Below are 20,042 nucleotides of genomic sequence, written 5' to 3' on the forward strand. Positions count from 1 at the left end.
GCGCCGAGCAGCGCCAGGACGGCGCGGCGCGGCATCGGCCCGTCGCGCACAGCGAGGAGGACGTCGATGCCGCACACAGCAACCCTGACGTGGACCGAACGGGTCGAGCCGGAGAGCGTGCCGCTGGTGCGTGAGCTGCTGGCCAGGGCGAAGGCCGCCGATGGCGTCGCACCGGTGTCGGAACAGGCGGTGCTTTCTCTCGCCGAGGCCGATCCGGCGACCAGGCATCTGCTGGCCGAACGCGCGGGCGAGATCGTCGGCTACGCCAATCTCGTTGCGGCACATGACGAACACCCCGCGATGGCCGAGGTCGCGGTCGACCCGGCCGCGCGCGCCGCCGGCGTCGGCACCGCACTCGTGCGCGCCGCGCTGGCCGAGGGCGGCCCCGGCGCGCGGGTGTGGGCGCACGGCGACCTGCCCGCCGCCAAGGCGCTCGCGGCCGGCCTCGGACTGGCCACGGCGCGGGAGCTGTGGCAGATGCGCCGCTCGCTGGCAACGCCGGAGCTACCGGAACTGGTGGTGCCGGACGGGCTGGTCCTGCGCAACTACACCGGCCCCGCCGACGACGCCGAACTGCTGCGCGTCAACAACGCCGCCTTCGCCTGGCACCCCGAGCAGGGCGGCTGGACCGAGCGCGACATCGCCGCCCGCCGCGCCGAGTCCTGGTTCGACCCGGCCGGGCTGTTCCTGGCCTTCGATGCCGCCGACCCGGACCGCCTGCTCGGCTTCCACTGGACCAAGGTGCATCCCGACGCCGCCCCGGCGGGCGAGGTCTATGTCGTCGGCATCGATCCGGCCGCGCAGGGGCGTGGCCTGGGCCGACTGCTGACTCTGGCCGGGCTGCGGCACCTGCGCGCGGAAGGGCTGGCCGAGGTGCTGCTCTACACCGAGGCCGACAACACCGCCGCCGTGCACACCTACACCCGCCTCGGGTTCGCGCCGGCGCATATCGACGTCGCCTACTCGGTCGCCTGACCGACTGCGAGGCACCTCACAGTCGCGGTGAATTCTTCGGCGCCGCTGAATAGTGCGCGGCTGACCGGGTACGCGCGAGTAAAACTGGGGCAAACGTCACATTCCTCGCCCTAATCGCGCCGGGCTGTTCATTTTGCGTTAACCCACGTCGGGCCAACTGTCAACCGGGCGACCTTAGGTTACTTCTGGGCGGCACAGTCGTCGCCTGGTGCGCGCGTTTCCCGCGATCCGCACCGCCCAACTCGCCCGGGCCGGTGAGGGACCGAGCGAGTCGTCAGCAATGTCGGAGGAAAAGTGAACTTCAAGCGCACCAGTGCCCTGGTCGGCGTCGTCGCCGTGGGCGCCATGACCCTGGCCGCCTGTGGCAGCGATGAGAACACCAACGGTGCCGCGGACGGTGCCAACACCAGCATCGACTGCGGTGGCAAGAAGGCGCTCAAGGCGAGTGGCTCCTCGGCGCAGAAGAACGCCATGGAGCGTTTCGTCGCCGCCTACGAGGCCAACTGCGACGGCTTCACGCTGAACTACACCTCCAGCGGTTCGGGCGCGGGCGTGAACGAGTTTCTCGGTGGCCAGACCGATTTCGGTGGCTCCGATTCCCCGCTGAGCTCGAAGAAGGAAGAGCCGGCCAAGGCGCAGGAGCGTTGCGGCGCCCCGGCGTGGAACCTGCCGACCGTCTTCGGCCCGATCGCCATCACGTACAACATCGACGGCGTGACCGACCTGGTCCTCGACGGCCCGACCGCCGCCAAGGTGTTCAACGGTGCCGTCACCACCTGGGATGCCCCCGAGATCAAGGCGCTGAACCCCAACGCCAAGCTGCCCTCCGAGAAGATCGCCGTGATCTTCCGCTCCGACGAGTCGGGCACCACCGACAACTTCCAGCTCTACCTCGACGCGGCCTCGGATGGTGCGTGGGGCAAGGGTGCGGGCAAGACCTTCAACGGTGGCGTCGGCGAAGGTTCGAAGGGCAATGAGGGCACCTCGGCCGCGGTGAAGAACACCAAGAACTCGATCACGTACAACGAGTGGTCCTTCGCCAAGGCGCAGAACCTGTCGATCGCGCAGATCATCACCTCGGCGTCCAAGGACCCAGTGCAGTTGAGCACCGAGTCGGCGGGCAAGGCGATCGACGGCGCCAAGATCAAGGGCGAAGGCAACGACCTCGTCCTCGACGTCAGCTCGTTCTACAAGCCGACCGTCGCCGGCGCGTACCCGATCATTCTGCCGACCTACGAGATCGTGTGCTCGAAGTACTCGGATGCCGAGACCTCGAAGGCCGTCAAGGCGTTCCTGACCTCGGCCGTCACCAACGGTCAGAACGGGCTCGACACGGCTGGCTACGTCGCCATCCCGGAGCAGTTCAAGACCAAGCTGACCACCGCGATCAACGCCATCTCCTGATCGCTTCCAGGCCATGACCACGCACCCTGAGGTGACCGCAGCGGGCTCGTCGAATTCGACGAGCCCGCGGGCGGCCGGAGATACTGCGACTATGCCGACCGAACCGAAAATCGACAAGGCCCCTGACGGGCGTCGTACCGGCCGACTGAACGCCGAGACGATCTTCCGGTGGCTGGCCACCGCGGCCGGCGCGACCATCGTCGCCGCCATCGCGTTGATCGCGTTGTTCCTGCTGATCCGCGCGGTCCCCTCGCTCAGGGCTGACGAGGTCAACTTCTTCACCAGCACCGAATTCTCCACCAACGATGCGAACAACCTGCGCTTCGGCATCCGCGATCTGTTCATGGTGACGGTGCTGAGCTCGGTCTTCGCGCTCATCGTCGCGGTGCCGATCGGCGTCGGTATCGCGCTGTTCCTGACGCACTACGCGCCGTCGCGACTCGGCAGGCCGTTCACGATGCTGATCGACCTGCTCGCCGCGGTGCCGTCCATCGTGTTCGGTCTCTGGGGCTTCCTGGTGCTGGCGCCGCAGATCGCGCCGGTCCAGCAGTTCCTCAACGACAAGCTGGGCTGGTTCTTCCTGTTCTCCGACGGCAACGTCTCGATCGGCGGCGGTGGCACCATCTTCACCGCCGGTGTCGTGCTCGCGGTGATGATCCTGCCGATCATCACCTCCGTCGCCCGCGAGGTGTTCGCGCTGACCCCGCGCGCTCACATCGAGGCCGCGCAGGCGCTCGGCGCCACCAAGTGGGAAGTCGTGCGGATGACCGTGCTGCCCTACGGCCGCAGCGGTGTGATCGCCGGTTCCATGCTCGGCCTCGGCCGCGCGCTCGGCGAGACCATCGCGGTCCTGGTCGTGCTGCGCACCGCGAGCCAGGCCGGTGAGTGGTCGCTGTTCGACGGCGGCTACACCTTCGCCTCCAAGATCGCCTCCGCGGCCTCGGAGTTCAGCTCGCCGCTGCCGACCGGCGCCTACATCGCCGCCGGCTTCGTCCTCTTCGCGCTGACCTTCGTCGTCAACGCGCTGGCCCGCCTCGCTTCCGGCGGAAAGGTGAACGGCTGATGACCAGCACAACGACCCTCGACAAGCCGGTCAAAGCGCCCACGTTCCGCCACGTCAGCACCGGCAGGCGGATCAAGAACAACATCGCGACCGGCCTGGTCACGCTGTGCTTCGTGATCGCGCTGATCCCGCTGGTGTGGGTGCTCGGCCTGGTGGTCACCAAGGGCATCACCGCGATCCTGTCCGCCGATTGGTGGATGAACTCGCAGAAGGGCATCCTGCCGGATCAGACCGGCGGCGGTGTCTACCACGCGATCTACGGCACCATCGTGCAGTCCGCGGTGGCCTCGATCATCGCGGTGCCGCTGGGCATCATGGCCGCGGTCTACCTGGTCGAATACGGTCGCGGCCGGCTCGCCAAGGTCACCACCTTCATGGTCGACATTCTCGCCGGTGTGCCCTCGATCGTCGCCGCGCTGTTCATCTTCGCGCTCTGGATCGCCACCTTCGGCATGCCGCAGAGCTCCTTCGCCGTCTCGCTGGCGCTGGTGCTGCTGATGCTGCCGGTCGTCGTGCGCAGCACCGAGGAAATGCTCAAGCTGGTGCCCGACGAGCTGCGTGAGGCGTCCTACGCGCTCGGTGTGCCGAAGTGGAAGACCATCCTGCGGATCGTCATCCCCACCGCGGCGCCCGGCATGATCTCCGGCATCCTGCTGGCCCTGGCCCGCGTCATGGGTGAGACCGCGCCGGTGCTCGTGCTGGTCGGCTACAGCAAGTCGATCAACCAGAACATCTTCGACGGCAACATGGCCTCGTTGCCGCTGCTGATCTACCAAGAGCTGGCCAACCCGGAGGCCGCCGGTCGCGAACGTGTCTGGGGTGCGGCGCTCACGCTCATCCTGATGATCGCGGCGCTGTACCTGGCCGCCGCCGGCGTCAACAAGCTGCTCACCCGGAACCGATAGAAGCGAACGGATAACTCAGATGGCCAAGCGGATCGACGTCAAAGATCTCAACATCTACTACGGCGCCTTCCACGCTGTGTCGAGCGTGGAGCTGACCGTGCTGCCCCGCAGCGTCACCGCCTTCATCGGTCCCTCCGGTTGTGGCAAGTCGACCGTGCTGCGTTCGCTGAACCGGATGCACGAGGTGACCCCGAACGCCCGCGTCGAGGGCGCGGTGCTGCTCGACGGCGAGGACATCTACGGCGCCAACATCGACCCGGTCGGCGTGCGCCGCACCATCGGCATGGTGTTCCAGCGCCCGAACCCGTTCCCCACCATGTCCATTCGCGACAACGTGGTGGCGGGTCTGAAGCTGCAGGGCGTGCGCAACAAGAAGGAACTCGACGAGGTCGCCGAGCGCTCGCTGCGCGGCGCCAACCTCTGGAACGAGGTCAAGGACCGGCTCGACAAGCCGGGCGGCGGCCTCTCCGGTGGTCAGCAGCAGCGTCTGTGCATCGCCCGCGCGATCGCGGTCTCGCCCGACGTGCTGCTGATGGACGAGCCCTGTTCGGCGCTGGACCCGATCTCCACCCTGGCGATCGAGGACCTGATCACCGAGCTGAAGAAGGAATTCACCATCGTCATCGTCACCCACAACATGCAGCAGGCCGCGCGGGTGAGTGACCAGACCGGCTTCTTCAACCTCGAGGCCCAGGGCAAGCCCGGCAAGCTGATCGAGATCGACGACACCGAGAAGATCTTCTCCAACCCCACCCAGCGCGCCACGGAGGACTACATCTCCGGCCGCTTCGGCTAGACACCACCACGAGAAAGCCCCCGCCTCCGATCGGAGTGCGGGGGCTTTCTCGTTGCCGTGTCCTAGCTTTCGAGATCCTCGTCGCCGGGCAGGACGCCGGTCACCAGGAAGATGACGCGGCGGCCGATCTCGACGGCGTGGTCGGCGAAGCGCTCGTAGTAGCGGCCGAGCAGGGTGACGTCGACGGCCGAGGCGACGCCGTACTTCCACTCCCGGTCCATCAGCAGGGTGAACAGGTGGCGGTGGAGATCGTCCATCGCCTCGTCGTCCTGGTTGAGCTGGGCGGCGCGCTCGGGATCGCGGGTCTCGAGCACCTCCTTGGCGCCCGCGCCCATGTTGACCGCGATCCGGCCCATCTCGGCGAAGTAGCCGTTGACCGACTCGGGCAGGGCGTGGTTGGGATGGCGACGCCGGGTCACCTTGGCCACGTGCAATGCCAGCGCGCCCATCCGGTTGACGTCGGCGACGATCTGGATGGCGCTCACCACCTGGCGCAGGTCGCCCGCGACGGGGGCCTGCAGCGCGAGCAGGGCGAAGGCCTTCTCCTCGGCCTCGGTGATCATCACCGAGATCCGGTCCTGCTCACCGATGACCTGCTCGGCCAGGGCGAGGTCGGCCTGCAGCAGCGACTGGGTGGCCTGTTCCATCGCCTGGCCAGCGAGACCGGCCATCTCGCCCAGAAGATTGGCGAGATCGGCCATTTGCTCGTTGTAGATGACACGCATGATTGCAGACCCTAGTGGGTACCCTCGGCGCTGTCACCCAACGGCGGGTTAATGCCGTGTGGCAGTGTCGTGCCAGCTCAGCGGGGTTTGCTACGTAAAGGTCTCGTCGGCAGCGGATCGGCCCCCATGCGGCGCTGCGGTTCTCTTTCGGACCGCGGGTAGGTCACCCGGCCGGCCGACAGCCTCCGCTGAGGCCGCCCGGGAACCCGTCGCCGTCCGAACTAGCGGGTGATGATCCAGTATCCACTCGGCGTTTGCGCGCAGTAGTACGTGAACGGCGGGGCGTCGTAGGTGCCGTTTTGGGTCTTGGCCCGGATCGCGGCCCAGCATTCGTCCGAGGACGCGTAGAGTCCGTCCATTTCGACTGCGGCCGCGACTCCTGGGAACAGGGTCGTGATCCCCACAGCGGCTGCCCCGATAACGAGGGCGGCCGAAATCGTCTTCTTCATAGCTTTCTCCCCACAGTCGACAGCACGGCCCGATTGAGTCGGAGACTCAATTCCCTTCCGCGCCAATGGTGTTCGGTTGATCTACACACTTGGACGCGAGGGAAAGCCACCCGGTTCCATGGTGTGACATACACCACAAAATGTCACGACGAAGTGGGCAGCGCTCGATGGGGGAATGGATCTTGCCCGCAGCGACCTGATCAGACGCCCGGCACCCGACGCTGGGGTGGTGGCGGATGGCTGCGTGGCGGGTCAGTCGCAGCTGGTGTCGGCCGCGTTCATGTGCTCGAGGTCGGACGGGAGGGCCACCGGTGCGGCCGCGATCGCTTTGCCGGTCTCCACGTTGGGGATTTCGGTACCGACCGCGGTGGGGGTACGGACCTGTCCGGCGAAGCTCGAGCCCAGGATGACCTCGACGATCCCGTCCAGGGTGTCGTCGCGTTCGATGACCGCGCCGGGGATCGAACTGGCCACAGTCGCGGCCGCCGCCTCGTTGCCCATCGAGTAGTGCACCACCGTCGACTCGCTGCCGTCGGGGTAGTTCCCGACGCTGTAGATCCCGAAACCCATCGTGCTGAGCTTGTTGGCGGCCTGCTGTGCGACGCCGGTGCGGCCGGTTCCGTTGGATACCCGAACCGACACCGACCCAGGGCTGACGGCCTGCACCTTGGGCGCCTGCGTCGGCGGCGGTTCGGCCGAGCTCGTGACCGGCGGGGCGGTCTCTTCCCCGGGCAGCGGCTGGTCGTCGATGATCGCGCGGAAGATCGCCTTGATATCGGACTCGCGCGGAATCTCGTTGCCGTACGAGGTGGTCCCTGCGGTCGGCGCGGTAATGAACGTCACCGCACCGGCATTGACCTTCTGCAGCGATCGGCCGAGCAGCATCAGGTCCTGGGTGCCGACGCCGTCGACGAACGTGTGCTGCCGGAACGCTTCGACGAAGCCTTGCAGCTTGCCCGGGTCGAGCAGCACCTTGCTCGACAACGCCCCGCGGAGCAGGGCGGCCAGGAACTGCTGTTGCCGGTGGATCCGGTCGTAGTCGCTGCGCTCCTCGCCGACGACATGGCGTGCGCGCACGTAGTTGAGTGCGGTCTCACCGTTGACGCGCTGCTTGCCCGAAGTCTCCAGGACCGTGCCGAGTACGCCGTCGATGATCGGCTTGGTGGAGCAGACCTCGACGCCGTCGACCTGGTCGACCATTGCCTGGAATCCGGCGAAGTCGATGCCGATGAAGTGGCCGATACTCAGACCCGACATCTTGCGCACCACGTCGACCAGGCAGCGGGGGCCGCCGAGCGCGTAGACGGCATTGAGCTTGTCGCCCATCGCCAAGGGGAACTTCTGATCGGTGTAGGCGGCCTTCTCGTTGTCCCAGCCCGCGCACTGTGGCCGGGTGACGTCGAGGTCACGGGGGAAGGAGACAACGACGACACGCGAACGGTTCTTCGGGATGTGCACCAGCATGACCGTGTCGGCGCGCGCGCCTTCGGCGTCGTCGGTGGTGCCCGCGCCCAGGTCGGCGTTGACGCCCGCCCTGGTGTCGGTGCCGACGATCAGATAGTTCTCGTCACCGAGCTGCATGTCGCCGTCGAGCACGTCCTCGGTGGCGCCGTCGAGGGCCGAGACCTGGGTGAAGCTGTTGTTGGTGGCACGCAGGTAGCTCCAGCCGCCACCGGTGACGACCAGTGCCAGCACCGCGAAGAAGGTGCACGCGACCCGGCCCGCCATCCGCGCCTGCTTGCCGCGGCGGCCGTCGGCGTCGGGGCGGCGCGGCGGTGCGGCGCCCGCCGCGGACTTGACCGGCCGGGCGCGCTGCGGCGGCTCGGCGGAGACCGCGGGCAGGATGTCGGTGGCCGGGTCGCCGATCGGATCGTGGGTCCGGCGGGGCGGGGTCGGCTTGCGCGGTGCGCGGCCCGCCTCGGGGGTCTGGGCGGGCAGTGCGGTGGTCGCGGTGCGGTCGGCGGGGGATTCGGCGCGATGGGGGGCGCCCACGATGTCGTCGACGACGGGCGAGCTGTCGGCGCGCGGGGATAGATCGGGGCGCTGGGTGGGCCGGGGCGCCTGCTCGCGAGCGCGGCGGCCCGCACGCGAACCCTCGGCCTCGGGGGCGGCGTTGCGCCTGCCGCGCCGGGTTCGTTCGCTGTCGACCCGGTCGACGAGGTCCTGCACCGTCAGTGGGGCCGCACCGGGGTCCTGGGTCGCGTCCGCGTGCCGGGAACGTCGCGCGCCCGGCTCCGGCTGCTCGGTGGGTTCGGCCGTCGGATAGCGCTCCCAGGGGGCGCGACTTCCGGGCCGGGGCGTTCGCCCACGCCGATCGTCACCCACCAACGAACCTCACTTCTCTAGCTGCCGCAGCATGCGCGTCATCGTCCCGGCTCCGAGTCGAACCGCAGCCGAACGATGTCCGCAATGATAACGATTCCGCCACGAGTGGCCACTCCTGTGCACAACAGATTCGCTGACGATCTCGTTGCGACGCTCTGACCGGCGGGGAAAGCGGAAGGTCGGCAGGGGAGAAATCAGCCGCCGCTGTGCATCACGTCGGCCGCGGCGGGGACGGTGTCGTCCTCGGGGTCGTCGAGCCAGCCGTCGGGGAGGGCGACTTTGGTCTGCGGGGAGCCCTGGCGGCCGCGGGGGCCGAGGGCGTCGGTCGGGAAGGGGACCGCGGGGTCGAGCTGGGCGACGAGGTCCTCGAGCTGAGCGAGCCGGGACACGGTGGCGAAGCTGCGGCGCAGCTGCGAGCCGACCGGGAAGCCCATCAGATACCAGGCCATGTGCTTGCGGATGTCGCGCATCGCCTTGTCCTCGCCGTCGTGGGCGGTGAGCAGGGTCGCGTGCCGGATCAGGATCTCGCCGACGCGGCCCAGGGTCGGGCCGTCGGGGATCGGCTCGCCGCGCAGCGCGGCGCTGAGTTCGGCGAACAGCCACGGGCGGCCGAGGCAGCCGCGGCCGACGACGACGCCGTCGCAGCCGGTCTCGTTCATCATCCGCAGGGCGTCGTCGGCGGAGAAGATGTCGCCGTTGCCGAGCACGGGGATGGTGGTGACGGCTTCCTTGAGCCGCGCGATGGCCGACCAGTCGGCCGCGCCGGAGTACAGCTGGGCCGCGGTGCGGGCATGCAGGGCGACGGCGGCCGCGCCCTCGGCCTCGGCGATGCGGCCGGTGTCGAGGTAGGTGAGGTGGTCGTCGTCGATGCCGATGCGGAACTTGAAGGTCACCGGCACGCCTGCGGGTTCGGCCGCGGCGACCATCTCCTTGACGATATTGGCGAAGAGCCTGCGCTTGTACGGCAGCGCCGAGCCGCCGCCGAGCCGGGTCACCTTGCGCACCGGGCAGCCCAGGTTGAGGTCGATGTGATCGGCCCAGCCCTCGCCGACGATGATCCGCACCGCCTCGCCGAGCGTCTTCGGATCGACGCCGTAGAGCTGCATCGAGCGCGGGTTCTCGTCGTCGTCGAACGACATCATGTGCAGCGTCTTCTCGTTGCGCTCGACCACCGCGCGGGCGGTGATCATCTCGCAGACGTAGATAGACGTCGCGCTGCCGAACTCTCGGCACAAGGTGCGGAACGCGCGGTTGGTGATGCCCGCCATCGGGGCGAGCACCACGGGCGGATCGACCGGGTAGGGCCCGATCCGCAGCGGCGTCGTCACCTGGGGCATCGTCGTAGTCACGCTGGCCATTGTCTCATCACCCGAGGTCGCGACCGAAAAAAGCCCTGGTGCGGCCGATCACAGCGAGAACGAGCACCCGAACCGAGCACCGCGACGCGCCCGGCCCCGGCCGGGCACGCCTTCTGCGTTCCGCCCGCCACGCTGCCCGAGGGGCCGGCGCTGCGGGGCGATCTGTTCGGCCCGCTGACCGGCGTCGCGGGCTGACCGCAGCACTTCGGGGGCTGAGCGGCGCGAGTGTGATCGATATCGCCCACTACCTGTTTCGTGTGGTTACAGCATCATGACCGCCCTCGCGAGCGGTCGGGTGTGAGCAACACGACAGCGTTCGGCCGTGGCCGATCGCTGCGCGCGCTACGGCTCAGTAACCTGTGACTGCTGGCACCGTCGCCTCCGGCGGTGCGCTGTCCCCACGTAATCGGAGAAACCACCCATGGCCGAACCCGCTGACGACGCCACCGACCCGACCGAGCCCGCCGCCGCGCCCGCGCGGCCGGACAAGGGGACGGTCGCCGTGCAGATCTCGTCGCTGATCGGCGGCGCTGTCATCGCCGTCCTCGCGATCATCGCGATCGTGCTCGGCGTGCTGCTCGGCTCGGCGCGCTCCGAGCTCTCCGATATCGAGGCCCAGAACGCCGACGACGCGAAGGCCGAGCAGATCGCGCTCGACTATGCCGTCGGCTCGGCGACGCTGAACTATCAGGACGTCAACGCCTGGGTGGCCAAACTGAAGGCGGGCACCTCGCCGGAGCTGTCCAGCAAGTTCGAGGCGACCGGCGACAAGCTGGAGCAGATCATCGTCCCGCTGAAGTGGACCTCCAGCGCGACGCCGATCACCGCCAAGGTGATGTCGCACGAGGGCGAGGTCTACAAGGTGGCCGCGTTCGTCGACGTCAGCACCACCAACGCCCAGAATCCCGACGGCCTGCGCAACACCGTCACCTACAACATCACCGTCGACGCCGGCAAGGACTGGAAGATCACCGACGTCGGCAGCACCGACGGCGCCCTGCCGACCAAGTAGCCCCACCGACGACAACAGCGCCGCCCTCCGAACACGGGGGCGGCGCTGTGTGGTTGTCGGCTAGACGCGCGCCAGCTCGAGCTTCTTGGCCTCGCGGGCCAGCATCTTGTCGCGCTGCTCCTCGAACTTGAGCACATCCTGGCCCAGCTTGTCGAGGAAGGCGGCGAGCCGCTCACGGGTGGCCTCACCGCGCGCGGTGAAGTCGGTCCGTTCGAAGATGTTCCACTTCTTGAGCACCGGCTGCACGACCTCTTCGAGGTGCTGACGCAGGTCGTAGATGCCGTGCTTGGCCATCAGCACGCCGTTGCGACGGAAGTTCGGCATGCCCGCGCCGGGCATCTGGAAGTTCTCCACGATCAGGGAGATGGCCTCGATCGCCTGGTCGGGGCTCAGGTCCAGCGCCGCGCCGCACAGGTTGCGGTAGAAGATCATGTGCAGGTTCTCGTCGGCGGCGACGCGCTGCAGCATGCGGTCGGCGATCGGGTCGTCACAGACCTTGCCGGTGTTGCGGTGGCTCACGCGAGTGGCCAGCTCCTGGAACGTCACGTAGGCGACCGAGTGCAGGAAGCCGGCGTCGACCTCGGTGGGGGAGGCGAATCCGTTGGTCATGTGGATCATGCGGGCGTTCTCGAGGGCGACCGGGTCCACACCGCGGGTGACCACCAGGTAGTCGCGCATCACGATGCCGTGCCGGTTCTCCTCGGCGGTCCAGCGACCGACCCAGGTGCCCCAGGCGCCGTCCTGGGAGAAGTTCTCGGCGATCTCACGGTGGTAGGACGGCAGATTGTCCTCGGTGAGCAGGTTGGTGATCATGGCCGCCTTGGCGACCTCGTTGAGCTTGGACTGCTCCGGATCCCAATCGACGCCGCCCATGGCGGCGAAGTTGCGGCCCTCATCCCACGGGACGTAGTCGTGGGGATGCCATTCCTTGGCCAGCGACAGGTGCCGGTTGACGTTTTCTTCGGCAACCGGCTCCAACTCTGTGAGCAGTTCGAGTTGAGTCAGATCCCTTGCCATGTAAAAACCCTTCGCTGTCGTGCTTACGGTCGAACGTCGCGATGCGGCCATACCTTACGGCACCGTAGGTGTGATGCGAAACGCAACTGAGCGGAATTCTGCCGAGTTTGAGCAACGCCACAACCTCGTCCGACGCCGTCTCGTCGTGCTGACGAGTCTAGGTGTTCGGCCCGCAGCGTAGGGACTATCGCTGCGGGCCGCACGGTGTTAGCTCCCGGTGGGAAACCTCTCAGCGCTTGCCGCCGAGCAGGCCGCCGAGAATGCTGCCCAGACCGCCGCCCGCGTTCTTCGCCAGCGCCTCGCCGATCACGCCGCCGAGCCCGCCGCTGCTGGTGCTGCCACCGATCAGCCCGCCGAGCAGATCGCCGAGGCCGCCGCCGGAGGCCTGCGGCTGCGGGGCGGGCGCGGGCGCGGCCGCGCCGCCACCGCCGGTGAGCTGCTTGGCGACATAGGCCAGCACGATCGGCGCCAGGATCGGCAGCAGCTTGCCGATCAGGTCGTTGCCGCCGGTCCCGCCGGTGCCGCCGAGGGCGCTGATGACGGTGTTCTTCTCGTCGCCGAAGACGTTGTCGACGATCTTCTCGCCGTCGGCGACGTCCACCTGCTGCAGATCGACGGCGCCCTCGCCCTCGACGAGCCCGCCGTGGTTGTCGAGCGCGCCCAGCAGCGACGCCGCGCCCTGCGGTTCGGCCGCGTTGGCCTGCAGCCCGCCGAGCAGCGTCGGCAGCGCGGCCTGGACGGCGTTGGTCGCGGTCGCCTGGTCGACGCCGAGCTGGTCGGCGATCTGGGCGATCGGTACTTGGGAGAGCAGGTCATCGAAGGAAGTCATCGGCTCCGCCTGTGTCGAGGTAGTCGCACGCTGCGCGTGCTCGGCCCGGTAGTGCCCGGGTCGGGCTCAGGGTAGGGGACCGAGATGGCGGAACCGGGGGTTTCGGCGGCGTCTGCGTCTGGCGCGTCGCCACGTGACGTTGGCCATCCGCCCCGTGGGAGTCGGCCGCCGCCGAACCCGAGTAGCCGGGTACGCGTGCCCCGCGCCCGCCGAAGTCGGACCGTGGAGAAAACGAGCCAAGGGCGTTGGGAGTGAGGACGATGGCCGAGCAGACGATGATCGCGGCGGATCCGCCGCCGAGTCCGGCGCCGCCTCCGGCCTACGACGCCTTCCTGTCCTATTCGCACGCCGACCGCGCGATCGCCGCCGGCATCCAGCGCGGTCTGCACCGCATCGGCCGCCGCGTGGGCCGCCTGCACGCCCTGCGTGTGTTCCGCGACGCGACCGACCTGACCGCCAGTCCCGATCTGTGGGGCAAGGTCGCCGAGGCGATGGACCAGGCCCGCTACTGCATCGTCGTGCTGTCCCCGCATTCGGCCGCGTCGGAGTGGGTCGACCGCGAGATCGGCTACTGGCTGCGCACCCGCGGACCGGATCAGCTGCTGTTCGTCGTCGCCGGCGGACAGGTGAAGTGGGACCGCGACACCCACCGCTTCGACCCCGCGCGCTCGACCGTGGCGCTACCGGTCCTGACCCAGCCGGGGTCACTGCCCACCGAGCCCCTCTACGTCGACGTCACCGAGGACGCCCCATGGGACCCGCGAGCCGCGCTCTTCCGCGAGAAGCTCACCGACCTGGCGGCGCCGATCCACGGCAAGCCGAAATACGAACTGGCGGGGGAGGATCTGCGGGAACAGCGGAGATTCCGGCGGTTGCGTCGCGCCGCCGTCGCCGGGCTGGTGCTGCTCACCGTCCTCGCCTTGGTCGCCGCGTTCATCGCCATCGACCGCCAGCAGGAGGCGGTGCGCCAACGCAACCAGGCGATCGGGCTGCGGTTGATCTCCGACACCGAGTCGATGCTGGGCGGTGCCCGACCACGCGACGACGTGCGCGCGATCCAGCAGACGCTGGCCGCGCGCCAGATCACGCCCGACTTCGACGAGGGAGCGTTGCTGCGGACGCTGAATGCCGAAGTGGCGGTGGACAAGATCGTGCAGACGGGCAAGCCCTACGATCCGCTCTACCTGCCCGAGGACCTCGGGGTGCTGGGCGACTACATCCGGACGGTCAAGCCGGACATGGGCATAGCGTTCAGCCCGGTCGGCGACCGAATCCTGACCATCGGCATCGAGATGCGGCTCTGGGACGCGGCGACCGGATCTCGGATCGATCGGGACTTCGAGGCGCCGTCGCCCGGATCACGCGCGCTGTTCGCCGCGGCGTTCAGCCCGGATGGTCGGCGGATCGCCGCCGCCACCGGTGACGGCCCGATCCGGATCTGGGACGTCGAGACGGGCAGGCTCGTAGGCACGCCCTTGGCCGGTTACGACACGGCCCCGAACAGCGTCGCCTTCTCGCCGGACGGCGGGTCGATAGCAGCCTCCGGAAAGGACGGCACGATCCGGTGGTGGGATATCGCCGACGGCCGGACGGCGGTCTTCACCGGCCACGACGGACCGGTGCACGCCGTGGCATTCAGCCCGGACGGGCGCGACCTCGTCTCGGGCGGCGAGGACACCACCGTGCGGATCTGGAAGGTCGGGTCCCCCGGGGACGGCCCCGAGACCTTGCGCCGGCACACCTATCCGGTGAAATCGGTCGCGTGGAGCCCCGACGGCCGGCGCATCGCGTCCGGCAGCGTCGGATTGGCCAAGGCGGCGGAAGTGGCGCCCGAATTCGGTACGGCGCTGCTGCTCTGGGATGCGCGGACACGTCAGCCTGTCGGCACACCGCTGGTCGGGAACGAGGTGCTCGTCAATGCGGTCCAATCCGTCGCGTTCAGTCCGGACAGCAGCACGTTGGCATCCGGGTCGTCCGACAACACGGTCCGGCTGTGGGACGTCGGCTCCGGGCGTGCCGAAGGGCAGCCGCTGACCGGCCATGCGGGGATGGTCATGGGTGTGGCCTTCAGCCCTGATGGCCGGCGCCTGGCCTCCACGGCGGGGGACGGAACGATGCGCGTGTGGAACGTCGGCACCCCCGGTTCCGGGTCGCTCGGCGCTCCCTGGCAGCAGGCAGCGGGATCCCCCAAGCCGGGTTTCGGTCCCGTGCTGGCGTTCGAGAGGGACGGTCGGCGGTTCGTGAAGATGGAAGAGGGGACCGCCACGGTCTGGCTGACGGACACGCAGACCGGCGACAGTCTCGCTCTGGTGGACTTCCCCGACGGCTCCGGCGCCCGCGCCGCGCTCAGTGGAGACGGCCGTCTCGTCGCGGTCGCCGGGCCGGACAAGACCGTCACCTTCTACGACACCGCGACCGGTGCGCGAATCGGTCGCCCGCTGACCGGTTTCGCGGAGCCGGTCAGTGCGCTGGAATTCGATGCCGGCGGTGCGCGTCTGGCCACTGTCACGCTGGCCAACGTCCTCCAGTTGTGGGACACCGAGACCGCGGCCGCCGTCGGCGGCCCGTTCGAAGGGCTGCCCGATGCCGATGGGGTCGTACTCAGCTCGGACGGTCGCCTTCTCGCCGGCACCGACGGCCGGACCGTACGCCTGTGGAACACCGAGACCGGCGCCACGATCGGCGAACCGATGACCGGCCACACCTCAGACCTCAGCAGCCTCGAGTTCGACGCCACCGGCACTCGCCTGCTGACGCACAGCCCCGATTCGGTCCGCCTGTGGGATCTGCGCACCGGAGCGCTCGTCAAAGAAATCCAGGCGACGTCGATCTGGTCGGTGGCGATGGCTCCCGACGGTTCCCGCTTCGTCACCGGTGAGGAAACCACGTTGCGCCGGTGGGACCTGCGGACCGGCGAGCAACTCGGCCCCGCGATGGAAGGCCACACCGCGATGGTGCGCAGCGTGGCGATCAGTGCCGACAGCCGCTACATCGTCTCCGGTTCCAGTGATCAGACCTTGCGTTTCTGGGACCTCGGCGACGGCCACCCCCTCGGCGAACCCTTGCACGGGTCACCGGGCTGGATCGAGAGCGTCTGGCTCTACGCGGACGGTTCGGGCGTCCTCACCAGGAGTCAGGACTTCGGCAACAACTCGGCCCTGTGGACTTGGCCCGGTCCCACCACCTGGGCGGACCTGCTGTGCGACAAACTGACTTTCGAGATGAGTCGGCAGCAGTGGGCGGATTGGGTTTCCCCCGACCTGGAATATCGCTCCGGCTGCCCTGGCCTTGCGCCCCGTCCGGACGAAGGATGACACCGCTGAGCGTGGCGGGAATCACAAGAACTCGCACCGGCGGACCTCGGGTCCACGCACGGGGAATCTCGACGAGCGAGCCTCGGGAGTGATTGTCGGCGGGATGTCTCGGCGGCGGTACCCGCGCGAAGTCCTGGCCTGCGGGCGGCCTCGATGGCTCGCAGTGCCTATCCCCGCAGGTCAACCAGGAAAATCATGGTGCCCCCTGTAGGACTCGAACCTACGACCTAGTGATTAAAAGTCACCAGCTCTACCAACTGAGCTAAAGGGGCGCGGTGGGGAGTCTAACCGACACCGTGCCGTCGGGCCGAATACCGGTCCCCGGCCCCGTCGCGGCCCGGGGTCGGCGCTGGTGGGCGCCGGTAACGAACCGTCGGAGTCCGACGATTCGTGGTAAACAACTGGTACCCATCACCGTTCGCGCTTCCGGTGTCGGCATGGTATCGAATACTGTTGTATCGCAACAGTTTTCGATGAGCAGGGGTTTCGTGGCCGATGAGGTGGTCCGGTGTGGGCGCGGGTCTCGCGACCGGCGGGCGAACAGCAGGGGGTTCGCGCGCGGGTGGTGGGCCGGGTCAACCGGGCTGTGCGCCTATGGAATTCGTAGCTTACGAAACCAATTCGGTTGCGCCTCGTTTGCTGGACTGGATAACCGAACCGGATGTTCGGATGGGTGTTCCATTTGCCGCGTGTCGGCTGCGGAATGCGGGTACGGTGATCGCCTGGTGAATTTCGGAACAATCACGGGTGCTGCGTTATCCGACGGCCCGGTGCTGGGTGCGGTGTCGCGGAATTCATCGAGGGTTCGAAGTGCCGGGGCACACGCGGTGGGCGCGCGAATCTTCGGCAAAGGGGCAGTCGTTACCGCAGGAGGAGGCGGTTCTCACAGGTAGTTGGGCCCGAGTGTGCACCCCCTGCGGCGCACTCGGGCAGGCGAACTATACCAGCCGGAGGGGTACCGGCTTTTCTGCGAGATTTCATACCGAAAGTATGTAATAAAACCACAATTCGCGCTATCGGTTGGTTATTGATCGTTAGCGACGAGAAGGTTCGGAGGCGTTTCGAGCATGGCACGGCAGCAAGAGCGGGCGCGCCGGACACGCGCGGCGATAATCAAGTCCGCGGCCGTCGAGTTCGGGAAGAGTGGATATGCCGCGGCATCCCTCAACCGCATTCTGGAGGGTTCGCGCGCGACCAAGGGCGCGATGTACTTCCACTTCGACTCCAAGGAGGATCTGGCGCGCGCGGTCCTGGAGACCGCGGTCGAGCGCTACCGCATCTGTGCGGAGCGCTGGCTGGCCCGCGCCGATCTGGGGCCGCTCGACGTCCTGCATGGGATGGTCGACGAGATCGCGCTGCGGCTCGAGCACGACACCATCGTGCAGGCCGAGTACCGGCTCGTGATCGAGCCCGAGTTCCACCGCGACGCGGGCAACGGTGGCGGCCGCATCGTCGGCCGGGCCACCCGGGTGCTGGCGGTGCGCGCGATCGACGACGGACAGCTGCGTGCCGACGCCGACCCCGATCGCTTCACCCGCACCCTCTCCGCGGCCCTGGCCGGCCAGCGCTATCTGGTCGACCCGATCGCCAACGGGTCGGCCGCCGACCTGCGCGCCCGGTTCGCCGAGGTGCTGGAGGTTATCGTGGAGGCGATGGCGACCCCGGTGTGGATCCAGAACTTCCGCAGCGACGGGTGGCGTTCTCAGGCGCGCCTGGACGACCTCGGTTTGGGCGCCTGACCAGCCGATTTGGAAGTCTGCGCACACCTGTCATAAGCTATGCGAGCTCCCAACGGAAACGTTGAAAGCCGGTCCGGAGAGATCCGGGACGAGCCCCCTTCGTCTAGCGGCCTAGGACGCCGCCCTTTCAAGGCGGTAGCGCGGGTTCGAATCCCGTAGGGGGTACAGTCTTCGGACTGTGTAGTACAGCAAGGCCCTGTGGCGCAGTTGGTTAGCGCGCCGCCCTGTCACGGCGGAGGTCGCGGGTTCGAGTCCCGTCAGGGTCGCAAGTAAGCGCCGGAGTGATCCGGCGCTTCGCGTATGGCATTCAGTACGGGTGCCTGCGGCCAGGTAGCTCAGTTGGTACGAGCGTCCGCCTGAAAAGCGGAAGGTCGCCGGTTCGATCCCGGCCCTGGCCACCACGAAATCCCCTCACCAGTTCCTGGTCGAGGGGATTTTCTCGTCAGCGGGTGGGCATGCGCAGGGCGTTCACCCAGAGGCGGGTGACGGTGTAGACGATGTCTTCCAGGGGGCGGGGTTCGCCGTCGAGGTGGCCGTCGGCGACGACGAAGTAGTTGAAGGCCAGGCGGCTGACCATGCCCGAGAGGGCGCGGGAGGTGAGCATCGGGTCGAGATCCGGGTCGGCCAGGCCGCGCTGCTGCAGGTCGGCGATGCTGCGGGCGTTGCGCTGGATGAAGGCGTCGGCGCGGTTCTGGCGCAGCTTGCTGAACTCGGGATCGATCGTGGCGACCTGCTCGAGCAGGCCCATCAGCTTGGCATTGCGCCGGTAGGCCTCGAAGTAGGCGCGGTTGCTCGCCTCGACGATGGAGGCCGGGTCGTCGTCACCGGCCACATGCTGCAAACCGGGATGCAGCATGTCCTCCTGGGCGTGCTCCAGGATCGCCGCGAAGATCTCTTCCTTGCCGGCGAAATAGGTGTAGAAGGTGCCCGAGGAGCAGTTGGCTTCCTGGGTGATGTCGACCAGCCGGGTGTCGAGATAACCCAGCCGCTCGAAGACCTTGCGGCCCGCGTCGATCAGGGCCGCCCGCGTCCGCAGACCGCGCGGGGTGGCGGGTAGTTCACGCAGCAGCGAAGTGCGCGCCATCGAGGGCAGCGCGCCTTCGCTGTCGGTGTCGTCCATGCAGTATTTATAGCGCTCAGGGCTGGAAGACGACGCGACCGACCGTGCTGCCGTCGCCGAGCCTGCCGAGGCCATCGGGCACCTCGGCCAGCGAAAGCCGCTCGCTGATCAGCGGTTTCAGCTGTCCCTCGGCGGCCAGCCGGGTCAGTTCGGCGTGGCAGTCCGCGATCGCCTGCTGGTTGTACTGCTTGTACAGGCCCCAGTGCAGACCGATGATCGAGTAGTTCTTGATCAGCGCGTGGTTGAGCGCGGGCTGCGGGATGGTGCCGCCGGCGAAGCCGATCACCAGGATGCGGCCCTCGAAGGCGACGCATTTGGTCGACTTGGCGTAGGCGTCGCCGCCGACCGGGTCGTAGATCACGTCCGCGCCGCGCCCGCCGGTGAACTCCTTCACGATCGGCACGAAGTCCTCGGTGTGCCGATCGATGACGAGGTCGGCGCCGAGGCGGCGGCAGTACTCGGCCTTGTCCGGCCCGCCCACCACGCCGATCACCGTCGCGCCCGCGGCCTTGCCCAGCTGCACGGCGGTGCTGCCGACGCCGCCCGCGGCCGCGTGCACCAGCAGCGTCTCGCCCGCCATCAGCTGGGTGCGCCGGTGCAGCGCGAACCAGCTCGTCTGGTAGCCGATGGACAGCGCGGCCGCCTCGGCGTCGTCGAGCGCCGCCGGTGCGGGAAAGACGTTGTCCGCGTCCAGGACCGCCAGTTCGGCGAACGCGCCGCCGGGCAACGTCGTGGTGCCGACGACCCGATCGCCGACCGCGCACCGGGTGACATCGGCGCCCACCGCCACCACCGTGCCGCACAGCTCCACACCGGGCGTGAACGGCAGCGGCGGCTTGATCTGATACTGCCCTCGGCACAGCAGCACGTCCGGGAAGTTGGCCGGGGCGGCCAGTACCCGCACCAGCACCTGGCCGGGGCCCGCGACGGGGTCGTCGACGTCGTCGAGCCGCAGTACCTCGCGCGGTTCGCCGAGTTCGCGCACCTGCCAAGCCTTCATGATGATCTCCT

At 68.3% G+C, this 20,042-nt stretch carries 16 protein-coding genes and 4 tRNA genes; 11 read left to right on the forward strand and 9 right to left on the reverse strand.

The window, feature by feature from the left end; translation table 11 throughout:
• Positions 1-66 precede the first annotated feature (66 nt).
• From mshD to pstB, 5 genes are all read left to right on the forward strand, one after another.
• Positions 67-975, forward strand: a complete 909-nt coding sequence (mshD, locus tag Q7X29_RS05510) for a mycothiol synthase (protein WP_316573436.1) — start codon at positions 67-69, stop codon at positions 973-975.
• Between the two features lie 294 nt (positions 976-1,269).
• Positions 1,270-2,379 carry a phosphate ABC transporter substrate-binding protein PstS gene (gene pstS / locus Q7X29_RS05515; RefSeq protein WP_316573437.1) on the forward strand — a complete coding sequence of 370 codons (1,110 nt, stop codon included), beginning with the start codon at positions 1,270-1,272 and terminating at the stop codon, positions 2,377-2,379.
• A 91-nt stretch (positions 2,380-2,470) separates the two neighbouring features.
• Positions 2,471-3,442 carry a phosphate ABC transporter permease subunit PstC gene (gene pstC, locus Q7X29_RS05520; protein WP_316573438.1) on the forward strand — a complete coding sequence of 324 codons (972 nt, stop codon included), beginning with the start codon at positions 2,471-2,473 and terminating at the stop codon, positions 3,440-3,442.
• A complete protein-coding gene (pstA, locus tag Q7X29_RS05525; protein ID WP_218715898.1) occupies positions 3,442-4,347 on the forward strand; it encodes a phosphate ABC transporter permease PstA in 906 nt (301 codons plus the stop codon). Before pstC ends, pstA begins: the two co-directional genes overlap by 1 nt.
• Before the next feature lie 19 nt (positions 4,348-4,366).
• Complete coding sequence (pstB, locus tag Q7X29_RS05530) at positions 4,367-5,143, forward strand: phosphate ABC transporter ATP-binding protein PstB (protein WP_218715899.1); 777 nt, start codon at positions 4,367-4,369, stop codon at positions 5,141-5,143.
• A 62-nt stretch (positions 5,144-5,205) separates the two neighbouring features.
• Here the strand turns inward: pstB and phoU are convergent, their stop codons facing one another.
• From phoU to dusB, 4 genes are all read right to left on the reverse strand, one after another.
• A complete protein-coding gene (phoU, locus tag Q7X29_RS05535) occupies positions 5,206-5,868 on the reverse strand; it encodes a phosphate signaling complex protein PhoU (RefSeq protein ID WP_218715900.1) in 663 nt (220 codons plus the stop codon).
• Positions 5,869-6,089: 221 nt separating this feature from the next.
• On the reverse strand, positions 6,090-6,317 hold the full coding sequence (locus tag Q7X29_RS05540; protein ID WP_316573439.1) for a hypothetical protein: 228 nt from the start codon (positions 6,315-6,317) through the stop codon (positions 6,090-6,092).
• Positions 6,318-6,569: 252 nt separating this feature from the next.
• Entirely contained in the window at positions 6,570-8,642 is a 2,073-nt protein-coding gene (locus Q7X29_RS05545; protein WP_316573440.1) for an LCP family protein, read from the reverse strand.
• 194 nt (positions 8,643-8,836) lie between these two features.
• Positions 8,837-10,000, reverse strand: a complete 1,164-nt coding sequence (dusB, locus tag Q7X29_RS05550) for a tRNA dihydrouridine synthase DusB (RefSeq protein WP_316573441.1) — start codon at positions 9,998-10,000, stop codon at positions 8,837-8,839.
• Positions 10,001-10,421: 421 nt separating this feature from the next.
• Between dusB and Q7X29_RS05555 the strand changes: the two genes are divergently transcribed.
• Positions 10,422-11,012 (forward strand): hypothetical protein, encoded by a 591-nt coding sequence (locus Q7X29_RS05555; protein ID WP_218717538.1) that lies wholly within the window; start codon positions 10,422-10,424, stop codon positions 11,010-11,012.
• A 60-nt stretch (positions 11,013-11,072) separates the two neighbouring features.
• On the opposite strand, the gene Q7X29_RS05560 is transcribed toward Q7X29_RS05555, so the two are convergent.
• Both Q7X29_RS05560 and Q7X29_RS05565 read right to left on the reverse strand, forming a co-directional pair.
• A complete protein-coding gene (locus Q7X29_RS05560; RefSeq protein WP_218717537.1) occupies positions 11,073-12,029 on the reverse strand; it encodes an acyl-ACP desaturase in 957 nt (318 codons plus the stop codon).
• Positions 12,030-12,258: 229 nt separating this feature from the next.
• Complete coding sequence (locus Q7X29_RS05565) at positions 12,259-12,858, reverse strand: DUF937 domain-containing protein (RefSeq protein ID WP_218717536.1); 600 nt, start codon at positions 12,856-12,858, stop codon at positions 12,259-12,261.
• Between the two features lie 260 nt (positions 12,859-13,118).
• Between Q7X29_RS05565 and Q7X29_RS05570 the strand changes: the two genes are divergently transcribed.
• Positions 13,119-16,172 carry a toll/interleukin-1 receptor domain-containing protein gene (locus Q7X29_RS05570; RefSeq protein ID WP_316573442.1) on the forward strand — a complete coding sequence of 1,018 codons (3,054 nt, stop codon included), beginning with the start codon at positions 13,119-13,121 and terminating at the stop codon, positions 16,170-16,172.
• A gap of 196 nt (positions 16,173-16,368) precedes the next feature.
• Here Q7X29_RS05570 and Q7X29_RS05575 read toward each other — a convergent pair.
• Positions 16,369-16,444, reverse strand: a tRNA-Lys gene (locus tag Q7X29_RS05575).
• 795 nt (positions 16,445-17,239) lie between these two features.
• On the opposite strand from Q7X29_RS05575, the gene Q7X29_RS05580 reads away from it, so the two are divergent.
• The 4 genes from Q7X29_RS05580 (at position 17,240) to Q7X29_RS05595 (ending at position 18,312) form a co-directional block, all read left to right on the forward strand.
• Positions 17,240-17,911 (forward strand): TetR family transcriptional regulator, encoded by a 672-nt coding sequence (locus Q7X29_RS05580; protein ID WP_218717534.1) that lies wholly within the window; start codon positions 17,240-17,242, stop codon positions 17,909-17,911.
• A gap of 92 nt (positions 17,912-18,003) precedes the next feature.
• Positions 18,004-18,076, forward strand: a tRNA-Glu gene (locus Q7X29_RS05585).
• A 27-nt stretch (positions 18,077-18,103) separates the two neighbouring features.
• Positions 18,104-18,177: transfer RNA gene (locus tag Q7X29_RS05590), tRNA-Asp, on the forward strand.
• A 58-nt stretch (positions 18,178-18,235) separates the two neighbouring features.
• Positions 18,236-18,312, forward strand: a tRNA-Phe gene (locus Q7X29_RS05595).
• Positions 18,313-18,353: 41 nt separating this feature from the next.
• On the opposite strand, the gene Q7X29_RS05600 is transcribed toward Q7X29_RS05595, so the two are convergent.
• A complete protein-coding gene (locus tag Q7X29_RS05600; RefSeq protein WP_316573443.1) occupies positions 18,354-19,031 on the reverse strand; it encodes a TetR/AcrR family transcriptional regulator in 678 nt (225 codons plus the stop codon).
• 16 nt (positions 19,032-19,047) lie between these two features.
• Positions 19,048-20,031 (reverse strand): NADPH:quinone oxidoreductase family protein, encoded by a 984-nt coding sequence (locus Q7X29_RS05605; RefSeq protein ID WP_218717532.1) that lies wholly within the window; start codon positions 20,029-20,031, stop codon positions 19,048-19,050.
• Positions 20,032-20,042 lie beyond the last annotated feature (11 nt).

It is taken from the genome of Nocardia canadensis, assembly GCF_032656385.1.
Taxonomy (GTDB): domain Bacteria; phylum Actinomycetota; class Actinomycetes; order Mycobacteriales; family Mycobacteriaceae; genus Nocardia; species Nocardia canadensis.